This window comes from Eubacteriaceae bacterium Marseille-Q4139, from assembly GCA_018223415.1.
Taxonomy (GTDB): Bacteria; Bacillota; Clostridia; order Lachnospirales; family Lachnospiraceae; genus CABSIM01.
The window spans coordinates 2,937,392-2,961,245 of sequence record JAGTTQ010000001.1; the positions used below are offsets into that span (position 1 = coordinate 2,937,392).

The 23,854-nt window shown below is 46.1% G+C and carries 18 protein-coding genes and 2 pseudogenes; 18 read left to right on the top strand and 2 right to left on the bottom strand.

Features of this window, described 5'->3' with window-relative positions:
* Positions 1–101 precede the first annotated feature (101 nt).
* From KE531_13915 to KE531_13960, 10 genes are all read left to right on the top strand, one after another.
* Complete coding sequence (locus KE531_13915) at positions 102–1,871, top strand: oleate hydratase (GenBank protein ID MBR9954686.1); 1,770 nt, start codon at positions 102–104, stop codon at positions 1,869–1,871.
* 103 nt (positions 1,872–1,974) lie between these two features.
* Entirely contained in the window at positions 1,975–2,556 is a 582-nt protein-coding gene (locus KE531_13920) for a TetR family transcriptional regulator C-terminal domain-containing protein (protein ID MBR9954687.1), read from the top strand.
* A gap of 123 nt (positions 2,557–2,679) precedes the next feature.
* Positions 2,680–4,455 (top strand): oleate hydratase, encoded by a 1,776-nt coding sequence (locus tag KE531_13925; protein MBR9954688.1) that lies wholly within the window; start codon positions 2,680–2,682, stop codon positions 4,453–4,455.
* Positions 4,456–4,596: 141 nt separating this feature from the next.
* Positions 4,597–5,946 (top strand): radical SAM protein, encoded by a 1,350-nt coding sequence (locus tag KE531_13930; protein ID MBR9954689.1) that lies wholly within the window; start codon positions 4,597–4,599, stop codon positions 5,944–5,946.
* A gap of 88 nt (positions 5,947–6,034) precedes the next feature.
* Entirely contained in the window at positions 6,035–6,505 is a 471-nt protein-coding gene (locus tag KE531_13935) for a hypothetical protein (protein ID MBR9954690.1), read from the top strand.
* Between the two features lie 41 nt (positions 6,506–6,546).
* On the top strand, positions 6,547–7,617 hold the full coding sequence (locus tag KE531_13940; protein MBR9954691.1) for a flippase-like domain-containing protein: 1,071 nt from the start codon (positions 6,547–6,549) through the stop codon (positions 7,615–7,617).
* On the top strand, positions 7,604–8,287 hold the full coding sequence (locus tag KE531_13945; protein ID MBR9954692.1) for a GTP pyrophosphokinase family protein: 684 nt from the start codon (positions 7,604–7,606) through the stop codon (positions 8,285–8,287). Before KE531_13940 ends, KE531_13945 begins: the two co-directional genes overlap by 14 nt.
* Positions 8,288–8,291: 4 nt before the next feature.
* On the top strand, positions 8,292–9,179 hold the full coding sequence (locus tag KE531_13950) for a DegV family protein (protein MBR9954693.1): 888 nt from the start codon (positions 8,292–8,294) through the stop codon (positions 9,177–9,179).
* Between the two features lie 18 nt (positions 9,180–9,197).
* Positions 9,198–10,085, top strand: coding sequence for a DegV family protein (locus tag KE531_13955; protein ID MBR9954694.1), 888 nt, complete (start codon positions 9,198–9,200; stop codon positions 10,083–10,085).
* 13 nt (positions 10,086–10,098) lie between these two features.
* Positions 10,099–11,034: a lysophospholipase gene (locus tag KE531_13960; GenBank protein ID MBR9954695.1), complete on the top strand. Its 936-nt coding sequence runs from the start codon at positions 10,099–10,101 to the stop codon at positions 11,032–11,034.
* A 94-nt stretch (positions 11,035–11,128) separates the two neighbouring features.
* Here KE531_13960 and KE531_13965 read toward each other — a convergent pair.
* Both KE531_13965 and KE531_13970 read right to left on the bottom strand, forming a co-directional pair.
* A pseudogene (locus KE531_13965) lies at positions 11,129–12,256 on the bottom strand (hypothetical protein).
* Between the two features lie 32 nt (positions 12,257–12,288).
* Entirely contained in the window at positions 12,289–13,404 is a 1,116-nt protein-coding gene (locus KE531_13970) for a hypothetical protein (protein MBR9954696.1), read from the bottom strand.
* 173 nt (positions 13,405–13,577) lie between these two features.
* Between KE531_13970 and KE531_13975 the strand changes: the two genes are divergently transcribed.
* From KE531_13975 to KE531_14010, 8 genes and pseudogenes are all read left to right on the top strand, one after another.
* Complete coding sequence (locus KE531_13975) at positions 13,578–14,174, top strand: DNA primase (GenBank protein MBR9954697.1); 597 nt, start codon at positions 13,578–13,580, stop codon at positions 14,172–14,174.
* The gene (locus KE531_13980; GenBank protein ID MBR9954698.1) at positions 14,167–15,462 is read left to right on the top strand and encodes a DNA primase; all 1,296 of its coding nucleotides are present in this window, start codon (positions 14,167–14,169) and stop codon (positions 15,460–15,462) included. Before KE531_13975 ends, KE531_13980 begins: the two co-directional genes overlap by 8 nt.
* A 423-nt stretch (positions 15,463–15,885) precedes the next feature.
* Positions 15,886–16,107, top strand: a complete 222-nt coding sequence (locus KE531_13985) for an LLM class flavin-dependent oxidoreductase (GenBank protein MBR9954699.1) — start codon at positions 15,886–15,888, stop codon at positions 16,105–16,107.
* A gap of 336 nt (positions 16,108–16,443) precedes the next feature.
* A complete protein-coding gene (locus tag KE531_13990) occupies positions 16,444–17,730 on the top strand; it encodes a plasmid recombination protein (GenBank protein ID MBR9954700.1) in 1,287 nt (428 codons plus the stop codon).
* A 19-nt stretch (positions 17,731–17,749) separates the two neighbouring features.
* Positions 17,750–18,055 carry a hypothetical protein gene (locus KE531_13995; protein MBR9954701.1) on the top strand — a complete coding sequence of 102 codons (306 nt, stop codon included), beginning with the start codon at positions 17,750–17,752 and terminating at the stop codon, positions 18,053–18,055.
* Positions 18,052–19,803, top strand: coding sequence for a recombinase family protein (locus KE531_14000; GenBank protein ID MBR9954702.1), 1,752 nt, complete (start codon positions 18,052–18,054; stop codon positions 19,801–19,803). Before KE531_13995 ends, KE531_14000 begins: the two co-directional genes overlap by 4 nt.
* 220 nt (positions 19,804–20,023) lie before the next feature.
* The gene (locus KE531_14005; GenBank protein ID MBR9954703.1) at positions 20,024–23,266 is read left to right on the top strand and encodes a hypothetical protein; all 3,243 of its coding nucleotides are present in this window, start codon (positions 20,024–20,026) and stop codon (positions 23,264–23,266) included.
* 118 nt (positions 23,267–23,384) lie between these two features.
* A pseudogene (locus KE531_14010) lies at positions 23,385–23,798 on the top strand (helix-turn-helix domain-containing protein).
* The last annotated feature ends 56 nt before the right edge of the window (positions 23,799–23,854 follow it).

A 23,854-nucleotide genomic window follows, 5' to 3' on the forward strand; every position in this document is an offset into this window, starting at 1 on the left:
TTTGACAGCCCGCCCCCTGTGTAAATTGTGTTTTTGCGTGTAGAACGGCATAATTATAATTAAAGAAACTTGATTCGCCATCAAAAAAAGGAGGTCTCTTTATGTTTTATACCAATGGAAATTATGCCGCTTTTTGCAAACCCCGGAAGCCGGAAAATATTGAAAACCGCCACGCCTATATTGTGGGCGGTGGTCTGGCGGGCTTGTCGGCTGCCGCATTCCTGATCCGGGACGGTCAGATGCCGGGAGAAAACATCACTGTGCTGGAGGAATTGCACCTGCCGGGCGGCGGATGTGATGGAATTAAGGATGCAAAACTGGGATATGTAATCCGTGGCGGGCGAGAGATGGAAGATCATTTTGAATGTCTGTGGGATCTGTATCGCTCCATCCCTTCTCTGAAAAATCCAGGACAGACAGTGCTTGATGAATTTTATTATCTAAATGTGGATGACCCCAGCAGCTCTCCGATCCGTGTGACCGAAAAGCAGGGTCAGGATGCCCACACACTGCATAAGTTTGGACTGACCGATCAGGCTATCATGGAACTGGCTCGATTGGTTCTTACCCCAGAGAAGGAACTGGATGATAAAAAAATCACCGATGTATTCACCAAGGACTTCTTCGAGTCTAATTTCTGGCTGTTCTGGCGCACTATGTTTGCCTTCGAAGACTGGCACAGTGCTATTGAGATGCGCCGCTACCTGACACGCTTCATCCATCATGCGCACAACATCACCGACCTCTCCTGCCTGAAATTTACTACCTACAACCAGTATGAATCTTTGATTCTTCCCCTGGTACATTATCTGCAAGAGCACGGTGTTCGATTTGAATATAACACAGCTGTGACCAATGTGGAGTTTGATTTTGCGGGCGGGAAAAAGCGGGCGGTTCGCATCCTGTACAAAACCGGAGAAGATCACCGTGTTATTCCCATAAAGCCGGAAGATTTGGTCTTTGTTACTCTGGGTTCTAACACCGATCAGAGTGGCTTTGGCGATCAGACCCACCCAGCCAGCGTCCCCGAAGGGCTGGGGGTAAGCTGGGTGCTATGGAAAAATATCGCCGCACAGAGCAGCGAGTTCGGAAATCCGGAGAAATTCTGCGGAGATATAAGGGGTTCCAACTGGGAATCTGCTACCATCACTTGCTTTGATGAAAAAATTCCTGCTTACATCGCAAAGCTTACCGGTCGGGACCCTTACAATGGAAGAATTGTAACGGGTGGCCCTATTACAGCCCGGGATTCTTCCTGGTTGATGAGCTGGACAGTGAGCAGGCAGCCCCATTTTGCGATTCAAAAGCCCAATGAGATCGTAGCCTGGGTATATGGTCTGTTTTCCGATCAGCCGGGCGATTATGTAAAAAAGACGATGGCAGAGTGTACTGGTGAGGAAATCTGCATGGAATGGCTGTATCACATGGGTGTCCCTGTGGACGAGATCCCTGAATTGGCGCGGAACCATGCGGTGACGATTCCCTGCATGATGCCCTATGTGACCTCTTACTTTATGGCCCGCCGTACCGGTGATCGACCTTTGGTGGTGGTCAACGGAGCAGAAAACTTCGCTTTTATCGGTGAGCATGTGGAAACACCGAATGACACGGTTTTCACAACAGAGTATGCAGTGCGCACTGGCATGGAGGCCGTCTATACCCTTCTGAAGCTGGATCGTGGTGTTCCGGAGGTGTTTGCCTCTCAGTATGACCTCCGCATTCTGCTACGTGTGACCCATCATATGCTGGATGGTAGAAAGATCACCGATATGTCTCTGCCGATGGCGCAGCGCTTTGCGTTGAAACAGGCTTTGAAAAAAATAGAGGGAACCACCATTTACGACCTGCTAACGGAAAACCGTTTGATTTGAGAAGGCGGGATATCATAATAATCAGGTCTCCGAGACATCAGCTGCCAGCAGAGGCCCCGGAGGCCTTTCTCTTTACAGTCAGATCGAAAAAAGGAGGGAAACCATGTCACAAACCACCAAAAGGGCACTGGCCATGTCGCTGAAACACATCATGGCAAAAAAACCGCTGTCCAAAATAACCATCGCAGATATTACGGAGGATTGCGGTATCAACCGGATGACTTTTTATTATCATTTCCAAGATATCTTTGATCTCATTGATTGGATATGCCAAGAAGAAGGTGCTAAAGCCATACAAGGGCGAAAAAATTACAAAACCTGGCAGGAAGGGTTTCTCGCTTTATGCTGTGCAACAAGGGAGAACAGGTCATTTGTGGAAGGTGTGTATCACTCCATCCAGCGAGAAAAAATCGAGAATTATCTTTGCCGAGTTGTATATGATTTACTGTTTGATGTTGTATGTGAACTATCCAAGGACTATTACATTTCTCTCGAAAATAAGCAGTATATCGCCAATTTTTACAAACATGGATTTGTGGGTATCATATTAGAGTGGGTCAAGTGTGGAATGAAAGAAGATCCGAAAATATTTGTCAGTCGGGTGAGTCAGATGATACATGGCCAACTTCTTTTAGCTATTAAGAATATGGCAGAGACACCAATTTTATCAAAAGAGCTGGAATGATAAAACTCTTTACAAAGCACCTTGGATGATGTAATTTTCATCATCCGGGGTGCTTTGTTTATTGTTTGGATATTGGAGTAAAGATACAATATAGGTAAAGAAATGACGAAGGAGGTCATTTGAGTGTATTATTCCAGTGGAAACTATGAAGCTTTTGTTCGGCCACTCAAACCGGAGGGTGTGGAACGAAAATCTGCCTATATTGTTGGAACCGGTCTGGCAGCTTTGACTGCTGCCTGCTATTTGGTGAGAGATGGGCAGATGCCGGGAAAACGCATCCATATCTTTGAGAAGGATCCTATCCCCGGCGGGGCCTGCGACGGCTGGGAGTACCCGGGCTTGGGGTATGTGATGCGGGGCGGTCGTGAGATGGACAACCACTTCGAGGTGATGTGGGATCTGTTTCGATCCATTCCCTCCATTGAGAACCCGGAACTGAGCGTGCTGGACGAGTACTACTATCTCAACAAACGGGACCCCAACTACTCCCTCATGCGGGCCACCCAGAACCGCGGGGAGGACGGTCGTACCGACGGAAAATTCGGCCTTTCCGACGCCGGGGCCATGGAGATTATGAAGCTGTTCTTCACTCCCGACGAGGAACTCTACGACAAGCCCATCACAGACTACTTTAGTGACGAGGTGCTGAACTCCAACTTCTGGCTCTACTGGCGCACCATGTTCGCTTTCGAAAATTGGCACAGTGCCCTAGAGATGAAGCTCTACCTCCGTCGCTTCATCCATCACATTGGCGGTTTACCCGACTTCAAGGCTCTCCGCTTTACCCGTTACAATCAGTACGAATCTATGATTCTGCCCATGGTGGCCTATCTGGAGAAGGCAGGCGTACAGTTCCACTACAATACCAAGGTCATTGATGTGGACTTTGACATTCGCGCTGGCCAAAAACTTGCCCGCCGCCTCACCTTGCAGTTTGAAAGCGGAGAGGAGCAGGTCGATCTCATGGAGCAGGATCTGGTCTTTATCACACCGGGTGGCTGCGTGGAGAACTCTGCTCTGGGTTCTCAGAACACTCCCGCTCCTTACAAGCCGGAGCTGAAAGAGGGCGGCGGATGGGATATGTGGCGGCGTATCGCGGCCCAAGATCCTTCCTTCGGCCATCCCGATAAGTTCTGCGGAGATCCGGAGAAGAGCAACTGGATGAGCGCCACCGTCACCACCTTGGATGACAAGATCCCGCCCTATATCCAAAAAATCTGTCAGCGGGACCCTTTCAGCGGCAAGGTAGTTACCGGCGGCATCGTCACCGTGAAGGATTCCAACTGGCTTTTGAGCTGGACCTTCAACCGCCAGCCACAGTTCCGCAGCCAGCCCAAGGGCCAGCTGGTGGGCTGGATCTACGGCCTGTTCAGCGATAAACCTGGCAACTATGTGAAAAAGCCCATGCGGGACTGCACCGGTAAAGAGATCTGCATGGAGTGGCTCTACCACTTGGGCGTACCTGAGGAGGAGATCGAGAATCTGGCCGAGCACAGCGCCAACACCGTCCCCTGCATGATGCCCTATATCACTGCCTTTTTCATGCCCCGGGCGGCGGGAGACCGGCCGGCTGTAGTGCCCGAAGGGGCCGTCAATTTTGCCTTTATCGGCCAGTTCGCCGAGACCCCCCGAGATACCATCTTCACTACGGAATACTCCATGCGCACCGGCATGGAGGCGGTATATACCCTGCTGGACATCGACCGGGGAGTGCCAGAGGTCTGGGGCAGTACCTTCGATGTTCGAGACCTGCTCAATGCAACGGTACAGTTGAGGGACGGCCGGAAGATCACAGATATGCATTTGGGCTTAAAAGAGCGTATGGCATTGAAGGAAGTGCTGAAAAAAATCTCTGGTACGGATGTGGAGAAGCTGCTAAAGGAATATCATGTCATCTGACTTTTCTTATACCTTTTCCACCGAATAGAGCGATATCGTATTTTATCAATTCTTCCAGTCAGAATATTTGCAAACTGTGCAGTGCATAGCCGTGCGGCAAACAGTGCTCAATGGAAAGATACTACAAAGGAGAAATAGAAGATGGACGTTTCTATGCAGATTAAAAAAACAGCCCTGCGCACAGCGCTGGGATATATTGAAAAAAATCCCGAGGAAAATGTGCTCAAACTGATGGACTGGGTGGATAAGCTGGCAGGAGATGGACCGAACAGCTTCCCCGCGCAGCGCAAAGCGTTTCGAAATGTTTTAAACGATCCGGAATGTAGCATGTACCAGCTCATTATGAGCGTTTTCCGGGACATTGACAATGATGTGTTGAAGGTGGTTTTTGAGAACTTCTTCCTGAATGCCAGTCTAATCGGCTGGCCCAAGCAGGAACACTATCGTAAGGAGTTGAACTGCAATATTCCTTGGGCGATTCTCATGGATCCTACCTCTGCCTGTAATCTTCACTGTACTGGCTGCTGGGCTGCTGAATACGGCAACAAGCTGAACCTGACATACGAGGAACTCAGCGACATTGTCCGCCAAGGCAAAGAGTTTGGAACTTATATGTACATCTTCTCTGGCGGTGAACCTCTGGTTCGGAAAAAGGACATCCTCCGGCTGTGCACCGAACACAGCGACTGCCAGTTCCTGGCTTTTACCAATGCTACTCTGATTGATGATGCGTTTGCGAAGGAAATGCTGCGGGTGAAAAACTTTATTCCCGCCATCAGTGTAGAAGGGTTTGAAGACGCTACCGATTTTCGACGGGGGGCGGGCACCTATCAGGCAATCATGAAGGCTATGGCTATTCTGAAACAATACAAATTGCCCTTTGGTGCATCCTGTTGCTACACCTCGAAAAATGTGGACTCCATCAGCTCCGAGGCTTTTATCGATCATCTGGTGGAGTGTGGGGCCAAGTTTGCCTGGTTCTTCCACTACATGCCGGTGGGGAACGAAGCAGTGACCGACCTGCTGCCCAATCCGGAGCAGCGTAAGCTCATGTACCGAAAAGTGCGGGAGTACCGTTCCACCAAGCCCATCTTCACGATTGATTTTCAGAATGACGGCGAGTATGTAGGCGGCTGCATCGCAGGAGGCCGTAACTATCTCCATATTAACGCCAATGGCGATGTGGAACCCTGTGCGTTTATCCACTACTCTGACTCCAATATCAGAGAAAAAACCTTGCTGGAAGCTTTCCAATCTCCTCTGTTTATGGCCTATCACAACCACCAGCCCTTCAATTGCAACCACCTGCGTCCCTGCCCCATGTTGGAGAATCCTGACATGTTAAAAATGATGGTACATCAGTCCGGAGCCCATTCTACGGATCTTCAGTCTCCGGAGAGTGCTGACCATCTGTGTGACAAGTGCCGTAACTATGCTGCTTGTTGGGCCCCGGAAGCGGACATTTTATGGAACGAAAGAAATAAGAATTGAGCCAATGGGCTGTCTCTGACAGAGCAAGCCGTCGGAATCTCTGTTTGCGGCAGAGATTTCGACGGCTTGTAAATTATGGGGAGATTTTATGATAAGTGCTACACAAATTGCACTTGGGCTTATTGGAATAGTTTGTATCTTGTTTCCAAAGCAAATCACCTCTCTTTTACCATATTTGATGGGCATTATGATGATCCTAATTGGCCTGATTGGTATCCAACCAGTTGGGGAAAAATTCCGGCAGGCTCCTGACATATTTGCTCGTAAATTGGTTCTATTGATCTTGGGACTTTCTTTTCTGGTTCAAGGTAAAACCGCGCTGGTGCCAATAGGAATTATCTGGGCCGTCTTGGGGCTTTGGAAGACGACAGATGCTTTCGTTGACTTCTGGGAAGCATATCAGGCAAAACAGGGTGTCCTATCTGCTCTCGCAGAACTACTTATTCGTCTGATTTTATCTCTCCTTTTGTTATTTGACCCGTATGGAAAATTCACACCACATATTGCTATTTTGGGGGCGACACTGTTGCTAAACGCCATCTTCCCCGAAAGGCGATGAAATCGGATGAGATAGTCATTATAAACTTTTCGAGGTGCCCTATGAGAAAAAGTCTGTCCCCAAAGAAAAAAATAGTATGTTCCGCAACACTCAGTTTTCTTACATTGTTTACCTTGCTTTGGTTTGTTTTCCGAAACCACTATAAAGAAATATTTCAAAACATTCAAACAGCCAGTATAAGAGGCTTGCTTTGGATCCTTTGCATGGGATTTGTCTATCAACTCTTAGATAGTTTGCTCTGTCTCATATTCGTAAGAAGGACGATTCGCTTTTTTTCTTTCAAACAGGCGGTAGAGGTCACACTATTGGGTGTGTTTGGAAATGTTGTTACCCTTTCTGTGGGATCAATCCCCATGCAAAGCGCTTATTTACATCGTAAGGGAATGGAGCCTGGAGAAGCTGCGGGAATCATGAGTATGGAATATGTGCTCCATAAATCAACCATTTTGCTGTGTAGTAGCGTACTACTTCTGCTTGAGGGGCAGAAGCTTTTTAGGCAACATCGAAATTTGCTCAGATATGTCGTGTTCGGGTATCTGATATGTATTATTATCATTATATTGCTCATTCTGATATGTACTCTGGAAAATTTCTATCGGTTCATCTGCAAAGGAATTTGTCGATTAGAAAGTCTTTCAAAGTGGGCAGATCGTGCGATTCAATGGAAACAACAAGTAGATGCGCTACATATAGGAGCAAAGGATTTGCTTCACACCCCAAATATAATCTTGGTTGGGGTAGGAATCAACGCAATCAAGTTGATGGGGCTCTATTCAATTCCATACCTGTGCATGAGAGCGATTGGCATTGATTATTTTTCTCTTATTCAAATACAGACATTATCTGCTTTGGCACATGTTATTTCCAATGCTCTGCCTAATATTGCTGGAATGGGCTCAGTAGAAGCAGCTTTTCTGCTGTTGTTTTCCTGTTACATGGATGCGGCAGATGTATCTTCTGTACTTGTTCTCTATCGGCTCTCCACATATTTTGTTCCATTTTTGCTTAGTGCGTTTGCAACAGAAAGAATCGGACTGCGCTTGTATACAAAAGAAAGGTCCAATACCTCAATGCACACATCGAATCAGGAGGAGAATCATGGAATATCCTAATTTGACAAAGCAGGAATCGGCAGAATTACAGGAGTATCTCTCTACACATCAAGATGATCTGCTCACACACATTGTTCAGTTTAACGAACTGATGCGAAAATATCAGGCAGCAACAAAAGAGATTACTACAAAACTGGAGATACTCCAGGAAGATTTTGTGGCTCAAAATGGACGTACCTGCATTGAGGCTATTACCTGCCGATTAAAAGCACCATCCAGCATTATCAATAAACTGAATCGAAAAGGAATCACTCCCAGCATTGAGGCACTACGCACGCAGTTAAATGATATTGCTGGTGTAAGAATAATTTGTCCTTTTTTAGATGATATAAATATAGTTGCTCAGTCACTTGCCCAACAGGATGACATCAAAGTGGTTTCCATAAAAGACTATATCTCTCAACCGAAATCGAACGGATATCGCAGTTATCACATGATAGTGGAAGTTCCTGTATTTTTTCTGCAAAAAAAAGAATATATGCGAGTTGAAGTTCAGCTTCGTACGGTGGCTATGAATTTTTGGGCAACTCTGGAGCACCAAATAAAGTACAAGAGTAAATCTACCAAGGAAGTGGAAATAGTTGACACGCTTCGAGACTGTGCCGATATAATTGCAGATACAGATAAACGAATGCTGCAGATACGAGAATATACAAACAAGGAGAAATAATGTTATGTCTGAAAACTGCTCATTGCAATATAAGATTCTTACTGATGCCGCATCTGATTTAACCGATTCCCTGGTGGCAGATTATCCTGAAGTCCAGGTTCTTCCCATGGAAGTTATGGTTGGAGGAGTCTCTTACAATTATGGGCCCGGTGGGAATCTAAGCAGCCAGGAATTCTATAGGTTGCTGAAGCAAGGAAACAAACCATCCACCTCTCAAATTAATCCTTCATGCTATCTGATAGAATTTACAAAAATTCTTGAACTTGGCTACGATATTTTATATCTTGGATTTTCATCCGGCTTATCTGGAATGTATCAAAATGCCAAAATGACAGCTGAAATACTTTCTGAGCAATATCCGCATCGAAAAATACGCTGTGTGGACACTCTGTGCGCTGCACCGGGTGAAGGATTCTTGGTTCTGGAGGCAGCCAAAAAGAAACGAGAGGGATTCTCGCTGGACGACCTGGCAGATTGGGTTGAACTACATCGTCTTCAGGTCTGTCATTGGTTTACGGTGGACGGACTATCTTATCTGCATCAAGGGGGACGAGTATCCACGGCGTCAGTAGTCGCTGGTACCGCTTTGCAGATCAAACCCTTGTTACGATTAAATAATGAGGGGAAATTGGAAGTGGCCGGAAAGCCACGTGGGAATAAGCGTGCATTGCTGGAGCTAATTACTAAGATGAGGGAGCAGTGGAATCCTCGGATTTCCAAGTCTGTGGCCATCGTATACAGCGGGGCTCCTGAGCAGGTACAATCACTCTGTGATACAGTTATTTCCCAATTTCCAGATGCAATATGCTATACCGCATCAGTCGGCCCGGTTATTGGGGCTCACACAGGACCTGGACTACTGGCCCTGGTGTATTGGGGAAATCAAAGATAAGAGAAAGATGTGAGGAAAATGAGCAAATATGTACTTAGCTGTGAGTCAACAGTAGATTTAACAAAGTCATACCTTCAGCAAAGACACATCGCCTATATCGGTTATCCTTATGAATTGAATGGCCGTTTTTACCAAGATGATTTTGGGGAAACACTCTCTTTGGAGAACTTTTACCGAGAAATGGAACAAGGTGCCAGTACGAAAACTGCCCAAATTAACGCTTATGAATTCACTCAATATTTTGAAACTTTTCTTTCACAAGGGAAAGATGTGTTACATATCTGTTTATCATCCGGGATTACTGGTGTATTGAATGCTGCACAGATGGCAAAAAACGAGTTGGAAGATAAATATCCAGATCGATCAATTTATCTTGTAGACTCTTTAGCCGCCTCGGCTGGCAGTGGGCTTCTTGTAGAAAAATTAGCTGACTTGCGAGACGAAGGAATGGATATAGAGCAATTATGGCAATGGGTTCAAGAAAATAAGCTACGGGTTAATCATTGGTTCTTTTCCAGTGATCTTAAATACTATATTCGAGGCGGCAGAATTTCCAAAACGGCTGGAATAGCAGGGACGATGTTGGGAATTTGCCCTTTGCTGGATGTGGATGTGAAGGGAAGGTTAATCCCACGGGAAAAAATCAGAGGGACGAAGCGGGCGATTGCTGCTTTGAACGATAAAATGTGCCTACTGGCCGACAATGGCCCAAATTATAATGAATCTTGTTTTATAGCGCATTCCGGCTGTGCAGAGCTTGCTATGCAAGCAGCGGAACTTCTAAACCAAAACTTCCCAAAAATTCCCGGCGGGGTTCGGATTTATCAGATCGGTACAATTATTGGAGCGCATACTGGCCCAGGAACGGTAGCATTGTTCTTTTGGGGGAAAGCTCGCAACAACTAAATGAGGTAATGATATGGAAGGAAATACTCATACAGAATTTGAAAAATTAAGACTAACATCCATTGTGGATGGGTTGCCGCTGGCGATAGAAGTTATCGAACCTATTGGTCCAATTTACGGTGTTATACAAATTTCACATGGCATGGCAGAACATAAAGAACGATACAGAGACTTCATGCAATTCCTTTCCGCACACGGTTATGTGGTTGCTATTCATGACCATAGAGGACATGGCGGCAGTGTACGAGACGTATCCGATTTGGGCTATTTCTATACGGATAATGCCCAAGTCATTGTGGAAGATTTGCATGATGTAACTGCATTTCTTCAAAAACGATACCCAGGTTACCCGATTTATATGTTTAGCCATAGTATGGGTACCCTTGTGGCAAGAAATTATCTTAAGAGATACGATCATGAATTGTCTAAAGTGATTCTGTGTGGCCCCCCGACAAAAAATGAAACCATTCATCTCGCAATTCTACTGGCTCAAATATCCAGCAAAATACATGGTGAACTATATAGAAACCATTTTTTAAATCAATTAGTATTTGGTCCGGCAAACAAGAAATTTGGGGCAGTAAATGCTTGGCTGTCCAGCGACGCTGCTGAAGTTGAACGGTATATATACGATCCTCTTTGTGGTTATATTTTCACCAACAACGGTTTTCTCAATCTGTTTGAACTTCAAAAAGATGCGTTTGATGCCAATGGATGGATTATCAGAAATTCGGAACTTCCAATCTTTTTGATTGCCGGGGAGGACGATCCGGTGATCCGAGGAGAGAAAAAATTTTTCCAGCTGGAAACATTCCTCAAGCAGGTTGGATACCAGAATGTTTCCGCAAAACTTTATAAAGGTATGCGCCATGAACTGCTCAATGAAACAGGAAAGCGACAATTGTATCATGACATCTTGGCTTTCCTTTCAAAAAAACCATATTCGTAATCATTTTGACTTATATTGTAAGCACAAGCGTATCTGTCTCAAAGAGACGTACACTTTTCAAATATTCCCTCGAAAAACTATTCAAAAAGTATTGGATAACTTTTCGTGCAAATTTTTCGCTCGCCATAGTATCCCACTCTGCCAACTGGACAATTTCTGCTGTACCGGCCTCAAAATCAAACGAAATCTCGCCCCACTCGCCGTCGTTGTCCACCTGGTAGAGGTAGACAGCGGCGGCGACTTTCTTTTTGCGTTTGATCTGGGATTTGCGTTTCAGCTGAATCATGTGAAGCACCCCGGTTTCTGTCAGCAGACAAGCCAAATGTTCCACAGCTTTGCGATAGGCCCGTTCTGCGCCGCTGGCTGTGCTGCCCTCAAAGAGGATTGCCAGTTCTTCAAAGGTCAATCGGGTGCTGATGGGACTGACCCGCCCACAAGTCATACAGATGGCGTTTCGCTTCTCCAAAAGGGTCTGATCCCGGTAATTCAGCTTTTCAAACGCTTCTCGGACAGCTTTAGCCTGGATGCCGTTCCACAGAATCTCCGCATAGTCCCAGTGATCATCCCGGCTGACATCCTCGCCGGTTTCTTCGCTGTCCTCGTCCTGTACGGTTTGGTAAAACGGAACACGGCTTCGGTTTTGCTTGGCCAACGCCAAAAACTTCGCTGCGGTTTCACTTGAGCAGTTATGTTTCTGGGCATATTTCTGGATCGCCGCCTGTTCAGACTGACCGGATTGATTATAGAGCCAAGCAATCCCACGCACAGCTTTGTACTCATCCACATTCTCAAAGGAACCGGCCTCCTCCTGCATCCGGCAGGTCAAAAGGGCGTTCCCGATAAAATGGTGGGCATAGGTCAGAAAATCTGCCCCTTGTGCGAGATCGTATCCCCAGAGACAGTCCAGCATGGCAAGTACACAGCCCATTTTGTAGTCCAAAAAGCGTTCCGGGTCATAGCGATCCAGCCCCTCCCGCAGCAGGAACCGGCGAACACGACCATTAAGCCGATTTTCATAGCAGTGCAGAAAAAAGGAGAACCAGCGCAATTCACGGCTCTGCACAGCCTTAATGATATAATCATTCAGATTTTCATGGACAGGCGGTTCGGGGTCAAGCTGAAAGATGCGTTCCACTTCCCGCATGTTCAAGCCCTTGGGTTCCGTCAGAAAGCTGTATTTGGCACAGTAGCCGGATAGCTCCCATGTCCACGCTGTATCCATTTTCCCTCACCACCTTTCGGATGTTTCTCTGCTTATTTCTTTTGTACGGCCTTCAAAAGTGCATCTTGGGTCATTTCCTGCTCATAGACAGTGCTGGCATAACGCTGATCTGAAAGCGCACGAAGCATCTTATCTTTTGCCATCTTTTTCATAGCTGCTGCCGTTCCTTCATCCAGCTTTCCCCGGCGGGTATTTTGTAGGATGGTGTTCATACGGCGGGTATAAATTGCCTTAATGGGATGATCGTCGGCAAGCTCCCGCTGCTCCCGACCTCTCAGATTGCCGATTTGTCGGCACGTCCGTCCCCGCTGATCGCCGGGGGCCAGCCCGCCGCAGTATTTGGTGTGCCGTGCGTCAATGGTGAGAAACCACCTGCCGCAGATGGGACATTTCTTGGGCGCATGGCCCACACAAAGCCCCTCAAACAAATCAGATCGGAACATCCCCACAAAGGAGACATAGTGCATCCGTTTGACCAGCTGCGGCTCTGTCTTTCCGGTCCGAGTGGCGGCTACATACTGCACCGAAGCATTGGTCAGGGTCATCCAGGCTGGGTTATCCAGTGACAGAGTTGGCTCACCTTTGAAGAACTGTCCGAACATTGCCGCATAACCGTCCGGGGTACGGTCATAGCCTGGCTCATTCAACCGCTCTGCAAATTTCGTCAGGGCCTCCTTGTATTGCCCAAGAGAATAACTCAAATGCCCCAGCACCTGCGCTATTCGGACGAGCATGGTTGCCTTGCTGTGCTGACCAGTTAAAGCACAAATCAGCTGTTCCTGCTGGGTAAGCTGCAAATAGGCTTTGGCGTCCTCCATATATTCTTCGGAAAAGATGGCTGCAAGTTCTTGCTCAAAATAGCTTCGATTCAGGCGGGAGAACGGTGGCGTAGCCTGTAAAAAGGAGATGATCTCGCCAGCAGCCTGCTGCACCTGCGGCAGAAGCTCCATATCCACGGAACCGGTGTTCATCCCCTGAAGCAGCTGGTTCAACACATTGCAGGGGGCATCCAGCTTTTCGATAGTACTGTCCGGGATGTTCAGCACCTCGCAGCCAATGGTTCCTGTTGGCATGGTACACCCCTCATAGGTCACAGTGTCCTGCCAGAAATCCAGCGACAAAACCGCATGGTTGATGATCTGATCCATCTTCTCCCTCCTGTCATGTTTTTTTATTTTAATAATAGCACACAATTAAATTCTTGTCATGTTTTTTGAAAACGGCTTGTCATGCCATCAGCCTGTTTTTTTCGATTTTCCCCATAACCTATACAGAGGGGTGAGAAAACTGCCCAATCAAAAAAGAAATGGAGGGAACCTGTATGAATCTGTTTGAAGTGGTGAAAGCCAGTATCAACACAAGGGAAGCAGCGCAGGCGTATGGAATTGACGTTAACCGCCATGGCATGGCCCTGTGTCCGTTCCACAATGACCGTCATCCGAGCCTGTATGTATCGGATGACCACTACCACTGTTTCGCCTGTGGGGAGCATGGGGATGTGATCGACCTGACCGCCAAACTGTTTGACCTTCGGCTGTATGATGCGGCCCGAAAACTGGCGTCGGACTTTCACCTTGCGCCGGACAAGCCCTTGCCGGAAGCAATTCGCCAAAAATTAAAGCACAAAACCAAAGCACAGCAGCTTCGTGAGAACGAGCAGCTGTGCTTTTCTGTTTTGAACCAGTATCGGCGGTTGCTCCTGGATTGGGAAAGGCAATATGCACCGCAAGCGCCGGAAGATGTGTTGGACGAGCGGTTTGTGGAAGCCTGCCACCGTCTGCCCTGGGCAGAGTATCAGCTGGACATTCTGCTGCAAGGCGATTCCTATGAACGAGGCGAAGTCGTGAGTGAACTAACGGCAAACGGATACATCTGCAAATTACAGACCCGCCTGAGAGAGGAGCGATACCATGAATAACCCTGTTTGGATTGATGATAAGGGGAAAATCGTCGAACCGGAATACTGCCGGGATTTCCTGTCCCAGCATCCCATGCGCTGTATCAACGACCGCTTTTATACTGTGGATGGACCGCTGCCGGACGAGAACAAATTGAAACGAACGATTTATGAGGAAATCTCACCCTGGCTCCACGACAAGGTCGCACAGACAGTGGAGCAGATAATCAAAGCGTTGAAGCTGGCGGCATACACAGACCCGTTGCCCCTGCAATGTGACCGCATCCATGTGGCGAACGGCACTTGTTTTCTGGACGGTACATTCACAGAGAAAAAAGAGTATTGCAGCAACCGCCTGTCGGTGTCTTATCGGGCAGATGCTCCTGCACCGGAACACTGGCTGTGCTTCCTTTCGGAACTGCTGGAGCCGGAGGATATTCCTGCCTTGCAGGAGTATCTGGGCTACTGCCTGATTCCCTCCACCAAAGGACAGAAAATGCTTATGCTGATCGGCAAGGGCGGCGAAGGCAAAAGCCGCATCGGTGTGGTGATGAACGCCATTTTCGGGCTCAACATGAATACCACTTCCATCCAGAAGGTAGAAAACAATCGTTTCGCCAGAGCCGATTTAGAGGGCAAGCTGCTGATGGTGGACGATGATCTTGACATGAACGCCTTAACCAAAACCAACTATGTAAAATCCATTGTGACAGCAGAACTGCGAATGGATTTGGAACGGAAGAAAGAACAGAGCTATCAGGGGCAGCTGTATGTGCGTTTTCTCTGCTTCGGCAACGGGGCATTAACTGCGCTTCACGACCGCAGCGACGGTTTCTTTCGCCGACAGATCATTCTGACCACTAAAGACAAGCCTGCGGATCGGTTCGATGACCCGTTTCTTGCTGAGAAACTGATTGCCGAAAAAGAGGGAATCTTCCTCTGGATGCTGGAGGGACTGCGGCGGCTGATCGCCAATCACTATCACTTTACCATCAGCCAGAGAGCCAAGGACAATATCACTTCCGCTGTTCGGGAGGCCAATAACATTCTGGATTTTCTCGATTCTGAGGGTTATGTGGAATTCAAGGCCGATTATGAAGCCAGCACCAAAAATCTGTATGCAGCCTATAAGCGGTGGTGTGAGGACAACGCAGAAAACCCACTGTCCCCAAAGAGCTTCGCAAACCAGCTCAGCCAGAACGCAGAACGCTACCATTTGGAGCCAGTCAATAACCTGCACATCGGCGGTGGGAAGCGATGCCGAGGATATATGGGCATTTATGTTCTGCTCTCACCTGTGGAATTGTGATGAAACTTCAAAACCTTCTGTTCGTGCGTTCATGCGTTCCTGACCGGGTACAGCCTGTGGAACGAAGGAACGCACGAACGCAAAAAATCGAAGTTCATTTTTTATTGTTCGGCTCAGAGGGCGCTCTAAAATCCGCACTTCCCGATCAATGGTTGTGCAAACAGTGAAAAACACTACTGTAAACAGAATGCAAATCATCATTCGGTGATTTGCGAAACAGTGACGCTGGTATGCGGGAAGGTGGCTGTTTTCACGGTTTCGCTTACAAGCCCACCTAATGGCAAAGTCGATGGGGTGCTGTTGCGGACAGTTCTTCACAAACGCAGTTCTGAACGATTTTTGAGAAGTAATTAAGATTAACTGTACCGTGCAGCGTGTGTGCTCCACGGCAAACCAACTTTACGAAAGAATGAGGTATTTTCTATGAAATCTAATTTGAGAAATGAAATCAAGTCGTATATTGTGCGTTCCGGCTACACGATGCAGGAAGTCGTTGACCGGCTTTCCGAGGATTACGGCTGGAGCGACAGCGTTTCAAACCTGTCCAACAAGCTCCAGCGGGAGTCTCTGCGGTATGTAGAGGCGGTACAGCTTGCCGATGCCCTTGGCTATGACCTCGTATGGCAGAAGCAGAGGGACAAATGATGTCCGCCGTTCCTGTTATCCGTATCTCCCGTCCCCATGGCAATACCGCAGTATTGCTGTGGACAGGTGGCGAAAACATTCGATTTTTCGCTGCCGCCGGATGGCTGATGTTTCGCAAAACATCGGCTGTCCGGGCTGAACAACAGGAAGCGATGCAGACGGTTTCCGGGCAGTTCAGCAGCGGTCATCGCAATGACCGCAATTCCCCCTCGGAGAGCCCACGGCACTTTGCAGCCCTTCGGGATGAAAGTGTCATAGTGGGTTATTACACTTCCCGCAGGAAGTGCATCCCCGTCCCCCAGCCGTCTGCCGCACAACAGAAAGGAGCTGATTTGTATGGCCAGAAACGACGGAATCGACCGCACCTTTGCCCGTAACCAGGACTTGCCCACCCTTGATGATGTGGCGAAGGTGCAGGAGCATAACGAACGGGAAAAGGACAGCTACTCCAACCAGGATATTGATACCACCCAAACCTACCGGAATGTCCACTTCAAGGCTCCCACCGACAGCTATGCCGCTATGTTCGATCAGATGATTGCCGATGGTGTCATCTCCACCCGTGGTCTGAAAGCCGATGCGGTAAAATACGGGGAACTGATTTTTGATGTGAACTCCGCTTACTTTCACAATCACGGCGGATATGAATATGCCAAGCAATTCTACACCGACGCATACAAAGCTGCCGCAGAGATCGTGGGCGGTGAGCAGTATATCCTCTCTGCCGTCATGCACGCCGATGAGCGCAACCGAGCCATGTCGGAAGCTCTGGGGCAGGATGTGTATCACTACCACCTTCATGTGGTCTATGTCCCGGTGGTGGAAAAACAGATTCTCTGGTCGAAGCGGTGCAAGGATAAGTCACTTGTGGGGACAGTCAAGGAAACGATCATGCAGGTCAGCCGAAGCAAAAAGTGGGAATCCAAGGTAGCTCTGGATGAGCAGGGCAATCCGCTTCTGACCGCCAAGGGCAAGAAAGTCCTGCGGACATCATACAGTGTCCTGCAAGACGATTTCTTCAACTATATGAAAGCTGCCGGATATACCGATGTGGAGCGTGGAGAGCGTGGCAGCACTGAAGAACATCTGACTGTGACCCAGTTCAAGGTGGCACAGGAGCAGCAGCGGCTGGAAGATGTGACCGCCCAAATCGCTCAGACAGAACAGGCGCTGGGCACCGCACAGGCTGCCGTTGAGAAAAAGCAGAAGGAGCTGCAATCCCTGCAAAAGCAGACCAAAGAACAGCGCACTGCCGCCCTGACCGTACAGGAAATCCGCTCCATGGGGAAAAAGACGATCACCGGCAATATCACTCTGACCCCATCCGAGTGCAGTACGCTCAAGGATTATGCGGTCAATGGGATTCTTGCCAAGGCGGAAAACAGCCGTTTGGAAGATAGTCTGCAACAAGCGCAAAAGAGTGCTGCTGTCTGGAAACAGCGGTATGAAAAGATTTATGACAAGTACCAAGAACTGAAAAAGGAAGTCCAGCCATATCTGGACGCTGTCAAGCTCGCACCCGAAAAGGTGCGGGCTTTTCTTGATGCCATTTTGACTCGGACTCGGCAAACAAAGCAGCACAATCAACCTTCCCGCCGCAAGTCGCAGGATATGGAACTTTAACAGAAAGGAATTTTTGCTTATGACCAATCTGACAACAAAACTCAATAAGCTGATGCTCGATGATTCTCCTTCGGAAAAGCTGATTAACGCTTGTGCTGAAATCGATATTGAATCCTGCTTTGACCCGATTTTTGAACCGCCGATTGATTTTCTGGAAGAATGCCGGAAACGCTGGGAAAACCGGATGAATCCGTTCACCGGTACGGTGGAACGGAAAATCGGAAATACCTGGTATTTGCTGGAGACTGTATGTGATGGAAATGAGCCGCTTACCCACAAGGTAAAACGGCTCATTTTCTCAGATAAGGAGGCGCTTTGTTCATGACACAGACTCAAATTCATGCTACAATATCACCATGCACACCGATTCTGTCAGCTGACCCAACCGTAAAGGAGGACGCTATGTTGGATCAGCAGAAAATCACCATCCTGTACTGCCGCCTCAGCAATGAGGATGCGCTGGATGGAGAATCAAATTCGATACAGAATCAAAAAGAGTTTTTAACCCGGTACGCAGCCGAGCATGGCTACACCAACCTGAAAATTCTGGTGGATGACGGATATACGGGAACCAATTTTGACCGCCCCGGCGTGCAGGAAGGCTTTGCACTGGTTAAGCAGGGGCTTGTCGGTTGCTGGCTGGTCAAGGATCTTAGTAGGTTTGGCCGAGATTACCTGACCGTTGGACAGTACACGGACATCATTTTCCCCAGCTACGATGTGCGTTTTATCGCCGTCAATGATGGTGTGGACAGTGAACGGGGCGACAGCGACGGCTTTGCCGCTATCCGTAATTTGTTCAACGAATGGTATCCACGGGACACCAGCAAAAAAGTCCGAGTCGTATTCCGGCAGAAAGGCACCAGCGGAAAGCATCTGGGAAAACCGCCCTATGGTTATCGCACTGACCCTGCCGATAAAGACCATTGGATCATTGACGAGGATGCCGCCCCAGTAGTCAAGCGCATCTTTGACTTGGCCATTGACGGCAAGGGGCCGGAACAGATTGCCCGTATACTGGAGAAGGATAAGGTGTTGACTACCAAGGCGCTGTATGCCAAACAGTCGGAAGACCATCCTGACCCAAAAAAGCGTAAGAAAATGCCGGAGCGCCCTTACCATTGGATTGGTCAATCGGTTGCGGGTATTCTGGAGCGGATGGAGTACACCGGCTGTACCTGCAATTTCAAGACCTATTCCAAGTCCTATAAGCTGAAGAAGCGGATTCCCAATGCCATCGAAGATATGTGTATCTTCCCTGATACGCAGGAAGCAATCGTTTCTCAGGCTCAGTGGGACAGGGTGCAGGAGTTGCGAAAAAACAAACGCCGTCCCACAAAAGCGGAACGGCAGGGATTGTTCTCTGGGCTTCTGTTCTGTCCTGATTGCGGGAATAAGCTGCACTTTGCTACCTGCAAAAGCTTTGACGGCAAGCAAGACCATTATGTATGCTCCAGCTACAAAAGTGGTCGAGGCACCTGTTCTGCCCACTATATCCGTGAAGATGTACTGCGGGAACTGGTGCTGGAGCGCATCCGTACGGTCAATGCCTATATCCGGCAGGATGTGGAAGGCTTTCAGGAAGAATGGCTGCAATGCCGCCGTTCCGATCAGGAACGCAACATCCGTGAGGATCGGAAGCGAGTGGAGCAGGCCAAGAAACGGCTGGCTGACTTGGATGTTCTTCTGTCCCGACTTTATGAGGATTTTGTCCTGGGCGATCTGAGTAAGGAGCGGTATAAGAAAATGACCGCCGATTACGAGGCAGAGCAGGAGCGGTTAAAACTCGAAATTGAAGTGACGGAAGAATGGCTGGAAACTCAGGAAACCATGAGTGCAGATGTGGATGCCTTTGTCGCCCTGACTCAGAAGTATGTGGATGTACCGGAATTGACACCTACGATAGTCAATGAGTATATCAAGAAAATTGAGGTGTTTGCACCGGACAAATCCAGCGGCAAGCGGGTACAGAAGGTAAAAATCTATTTCAACTTCGTGGATGATGTAGAGATTCCTGTGATTTCCGAGCCTGTTGTTGCGAAATCTACCCCTGGACGCAGAAAAACGGCGTGACCATTACGGTCACACCGTTCTCTGCCCCTCGCAAAGCTAAATAGTACCTTATCACTATTAAGCCTTGATATTACTACGTTTCTTTAAGTCCTATAATTACACTCCGACCAATCATAGTGATACCTCCTGATAAAGATTTGATTGGTTCCAACGCTTCAAGGTCCATTCATATTCGTTAGTGAAACGGGAGCAGATAAACTGTCACAACTTGCTGAATCGAATGCAGGAACATGAAGGCTGGCTAACACATTTATTACCGGGCGTGATATCCCAATTGGAAATTCCGTTAGCCAATCACCTTCAGTATAAAAGAAAAGTGAAGGCTGTTAAAACCCTCACTTATATATTACGAATTGGATTTTATGAGGGACTTGAAATGCGAATAAATTGGGAAAGTTTTGTTACATATAATCATGATGTACGTGGGATTCGGTTCAAATTTGAAGATCTCTGCCGTCAAGTATTTACTAATGAGAACCTTTCTGGAAATAGACAGTTTAGATATCTTCATTCTAATCCAAACAATCATGGCTTGGAAACAGAACCTATTTATGACGAAAAAAATAGGCGTTGGATTGGTTTTCAGGCAAAGTTTTTTGATAAAAATGTGGATTATGAGCAAATAAAACATTCTGCAGAGAAAACCGTTGAATATTACACAGGTAAGGAAGGGATAGTTAATCTGGTATATCTTTTCTGTAATAAACCAATTACTTCTACATCGCGGGGATATAAAAATGCAGTTGAAAGTTTAAAAAGAGCAAATATAGATATACAATTAATTACAGACACAGCAATTTTGGATCTTATTAGGAATAAATATCCTTACCTTGGTTTATATTATTTTGGCAATCATTCGATTCAGCAAGAATGGTTTGTAACTCATACGGGGTATATGCTAGATGAACTTGCGGAACGCTATAACCGTGATTTCAATGTTGAAACCATGTTTTCAGACGAACTTTCTTTGTTTATACATGATCAGAAGGCAGTAGAATATCTGAATAAGAAAAAGCGCGATTTAATTGATAAGATAAGAGAACTGCAATGTCAAAGTGATAAAAAAGTTTATTTGAGGATGTTGGAAAAAGTGGTGTTGGATCTTCCGGAGGTAGATATTGAAACATTATATAATTCTATTGAATGGAATGATATAGTACAGCGAGAAATCAGAAGTTTTCTGGATGAGTGGGAGGAAGAACGTAAAAAGCTGGAGGTAGAGCGGCAAAAAGCATATATGCTTTTTGGTGATAGTGACAAGAATCAGAAAGAGCATGAGGATGCATTCAAAAACTATCAAGATTTAGGGAACAAGATACATGAACTGGATATTTTAATAGAATTGCCAGAAAGGATAAGAATCTCTGAGAGAGAAAAACAACTGCTATATGGAAATATATTAACGATCTACGGCAGAGCTGGAGCAGGCAAGTCGCAACTATTGGCCACAAAGACACAGAGTCTTTTTAACAATGGGAGAATTGGACTGCTATTAGTGGCGGGTATTTATTTTACTGATGATCCAATCTATGAACAAATTATGAAAAACTTAAAACTTGATTATAGTTTTGAGGATCTGATTGATATTCTGGAAACTATCGGTGAAAGGGATAACTGCATTATACCGATTTTCATTGATGCCCTTAATGAAACGTGGAATAGAAGACTGTGGAAATTGGGTTTGCCATCTATAATAAATAAAATCGAACAGTCTCCTATGGTAAAACTGGTTTTATCTTATCGACCGGAATATCAAAATTTAATTTTGCCAGATTCCGTTTTGAAAGGTCAGGAAGATATTGTAACTATGATTCATAGAGGATTTGAAAATAATAGTATCTCAGCAGTACGAGAATTTCTGAACCACTATAACATTCCTTTTAGTCCATTGGAGTATTTTGGGTATGAAATGTCGAATCCTCTTTTCCTTACTTTGTATTGTAAAACATATAATGGTGAAGAGGTCAGTTTGCCTATACTCTATGACAGGGTAATTAAATATGCAAATCGCAATATTTATCGGGCTCTTGAAGTGGAATTGAGGCAAAAAGGATATGTAGAGGGTGATGATATTTTGGGCCCTTTGATTATGGAAATTGCGGAATGGTTGGTGTCACATTGTGAAAGATCTATTTCCAAAAATGATTTGGAACGACTAAATTTTTGGTCAAGATATGGATTAAATGCAGTGCCATTTGTGCGCTATCTTGTAAGAGAACATATTCTTCATGATTCTGCCTTTGAGAATGTGGAAACACTATATTTTGCTTTTGATCAGATGAATGACTACTACTGTGCAAAAGCAATTATGGGAAGATATCAAACGAAAGATGAAATTCGTAGGTATCTGTCTAAGAAAATTTTGAAAATAGAAAATGGGAAATTAGGTAATTCGTGGAATATCGACATGTTCGTAAATATCTGCGCACTGTATGCGGCTAAATATGGCGAGGAATGCATCGATATAATTGATGAACTGGAAAACCCCAATGATAAGTGGATGGTTTTTTCAAGATATGTTGATTCTTTCCAATGGAGAGATGCCCAATATATTCCTGCAGATTATTTTGAGAACTTGTTGAGAAAATATCCTTGCAATCCAGAAGATTTGTGGCCAATGCTGATTGGAAATAGTGTAAAAATTTCACATCCTTTCAATGCAGATTATCTTCACCGTTTTCTTTCTGGCTATAAGTTAAATAAGCGTGATTACCTCTGGACAATTTATATAAATCAATTGACAAGTAATGATACTGACAGAACTGTACAACTCATTGAGATGTATGATAGTGGAGAAAACCTTAAAATAACAAGTGAGAAGCAGATAGAATTGTTATTAACCTTATTTGGCTGGATTTTATCCTCATCTAACCGATGGTTAAGGGATTATGCATCAAAAGCCATGATAGAGATTTTGAAAGAACATTTTCAGTTATGTCAGACCATTCTTGAGAAATTTAAGGATGTAGATGATCCTTATATCATTCAACGTTTATATGGAATCGTATTTGGCGCTGTTTGTAAGAGGACTGAAAGGATAGGATTTCAACCTTTGACAGAATATGTTTATCAGACGGTATTTGAACAGGAAAAAGTATATCCGGATATTTTGCTTAGAGATTATGCTCGCCTAATTATTGAGCGATTCCTTTATGAAAATCCACAATATAACGGAATGATAAAACGAGATAGAATTGTGCCTCCGTACAACTCTGATGTTATTCCGGAAATAGAAGATCAACACTATTTGGAGAAAAGCTATAATGGTGCAATGTTTTGGCTGATACATTCCATGCGTTTTGAAGGTATGGGAATGTATGGAGATTTTGGCCGTTATGTTTTCCAACGTGCGCTCCGAAATTTTGAAGTGGATGACAAGAAGATGTTCAATTATGCCATTTATTATACCTTAATTGTAATCCGAGATTCCATACCCTCTATCTCGGATGGGTGTAAAAAGTGAATTATTATTGATGTAAAAGAAAGGTATGGATTTTCTTTTACAAACAGAAGGAGACGGACTGGATCGTTGGTCTCTTTTCTGTTATGCTTTGATTTCTGGCGGCGGGAAAGGAGCCACCATGTCAAAGTTTTTATCCTATGAAGATCGGATCATCCTTGCACAGCGCCTTCAGGAGAATGCCTCCTTTGGTGCAATCGGAAAAGAACTGGGTAAGGACCGTACAACGATTGCCAAGGAGATTAAAAAGTATTCCCATGACAAGAAAAGCGGACGGCCCGGATATCCTTATAATCCTTGTAAATTCCGCATTTCATGCAAAGCAAAAAAACTGTGCGGAACGAGCTGTACGCATCCATCCGCATACAAATGCAGTTTATGCCCGGAGTGCACGCTTCACTGTCCGGATTTTATAGAGGACGTTTGTTCTGTCAAAAATAAACCGCCTTATGTTTGTAATGGATGCGGTCAGCTTCCGAAATGCACGCTGCTGAAGCGTATTTATGATCCGGCAGATGCACATGAAAGGGCTCATCATGCAATCTGGTAGTGTCAAGTATTTTTCGCAAAATGGTTTGCAGGGTCTGGCAT

Excerpts from the sequence above, each read along its gene's own strand:
- KE531_13915 (MBR9954686.1), top strand. The coding sequence starts at position 102 with ATGTTTTATACCAATGGAAATTATGCCGCTTTTTGCAAACCCCGGAAG.
- KE531_13920 (MBR9954687.1), top strand. The coding sequence starts at position 1,975 with ATGTCACAAACCACCAAAAGGGCACTGGCCATGTCGCTGAAACACATC.
- KE531_13930 (MBR9954689.1), top strand. The coding sequence starts at position 4,597 with ATGGACGTTTCTATGCAGATTAAAAAAACAGCCCTGCGCACAGCGCTG.
- KE531_13935 (MBR9954690.1), top strand. The coding sequence starts at position 6,035 with ATGATAAGTGCTACACAAATTGCACTTGGGCTTATTGGAATAGTTTGT.
- KE531_13940 (MBR9954691.1), top strand. The coding sequence starts at position 6,547 with ATGAGAAAAAGTCTGTCCCCAAAGAAAAAAATAGTATGTTCCGCAACA.
- KE531_13945 (MBR9954692.1), top strand. The coding sequence starts at position 7,604 with ATGGAATATCCTAATTTGACAAAGCAGGAATCGGCAGAATTACAGGAG.
- KE531_13950 (MBR9954693.1), top strand. The coding sequence starts at position 8,292 with ATGTCTGAAAACTGCTCATTGCAATATAAGATTCTTACTGATGCCGCA.
- KE531_13955 (MBR9954694.1), top strand. The coding sequence starts at position 9,198 with ATGAGCAAATATGTACTTAGCTGTGAGTCAACAGTAGATTTAACAAAG.
- KE531_13960 (MBR9954695.1), top strand. The coding sequence starts at position 10,099 with ATGGAAGGAAATACTCATACAGAATTTGAAAAATTAAGACTAACATCC.
- KE531_13970 (MBR9954696.1), bottom strand. The coding sequence starts at position 13,404 with ATGGATCAGATCATCAACCATGCGGTTTTGTCGCTGGATTTCTGGCAG.
- KE531_13975 (MBR9954697.1), top strand. The coding sequence starts at position 13,578 with ATGAATCTGTTTGAAGTGGTGAAAGCCAGTATCAACACAAGGGAAGCA.
- KE531_13980 (MBR9954698.1), top strand. The coding sequence starts at position 14,167 with ATGAATAACCCTGTTTGGATTGATGATAAGGGGAAAATCGTCGAACCG.
- KE531_13985 (MBR9954699.1), top strand. The coding sequence starts at position 15,886 with ATGAAATCTAATTTGAGAAATGAAATCAAGTCGTATATTGTGCGTTCC.
- KE531_13990 (MBR9954700.1), top strand. The coding sequence starts at position 16,444 with ATGGCCAGAAACGACGGAATCGACCGCACCTTTGCCCGTAACCAGGAC.
- KE531_13995 (MBR9954701.1), top strand. The coding sequence starts at position 17,750 with ATGACCAATCTGACAACAAAACTCAATAAGCTGATGCTCGATGATTCT.
- KE531_14000 (MBR9954702.1), top strand. The coding sequence starts at position 18,052 with ATGACACAGACTCAAATTCATGCTACAATATCACCATGCACACCGATT.
- KE531_14005 (MBR9954703.1), top strand. The coding sequence starts at position 20,024 with ATGCAGGAACATGAAGGCTGGCTAACACATTTATTACCGGGCGTGATA.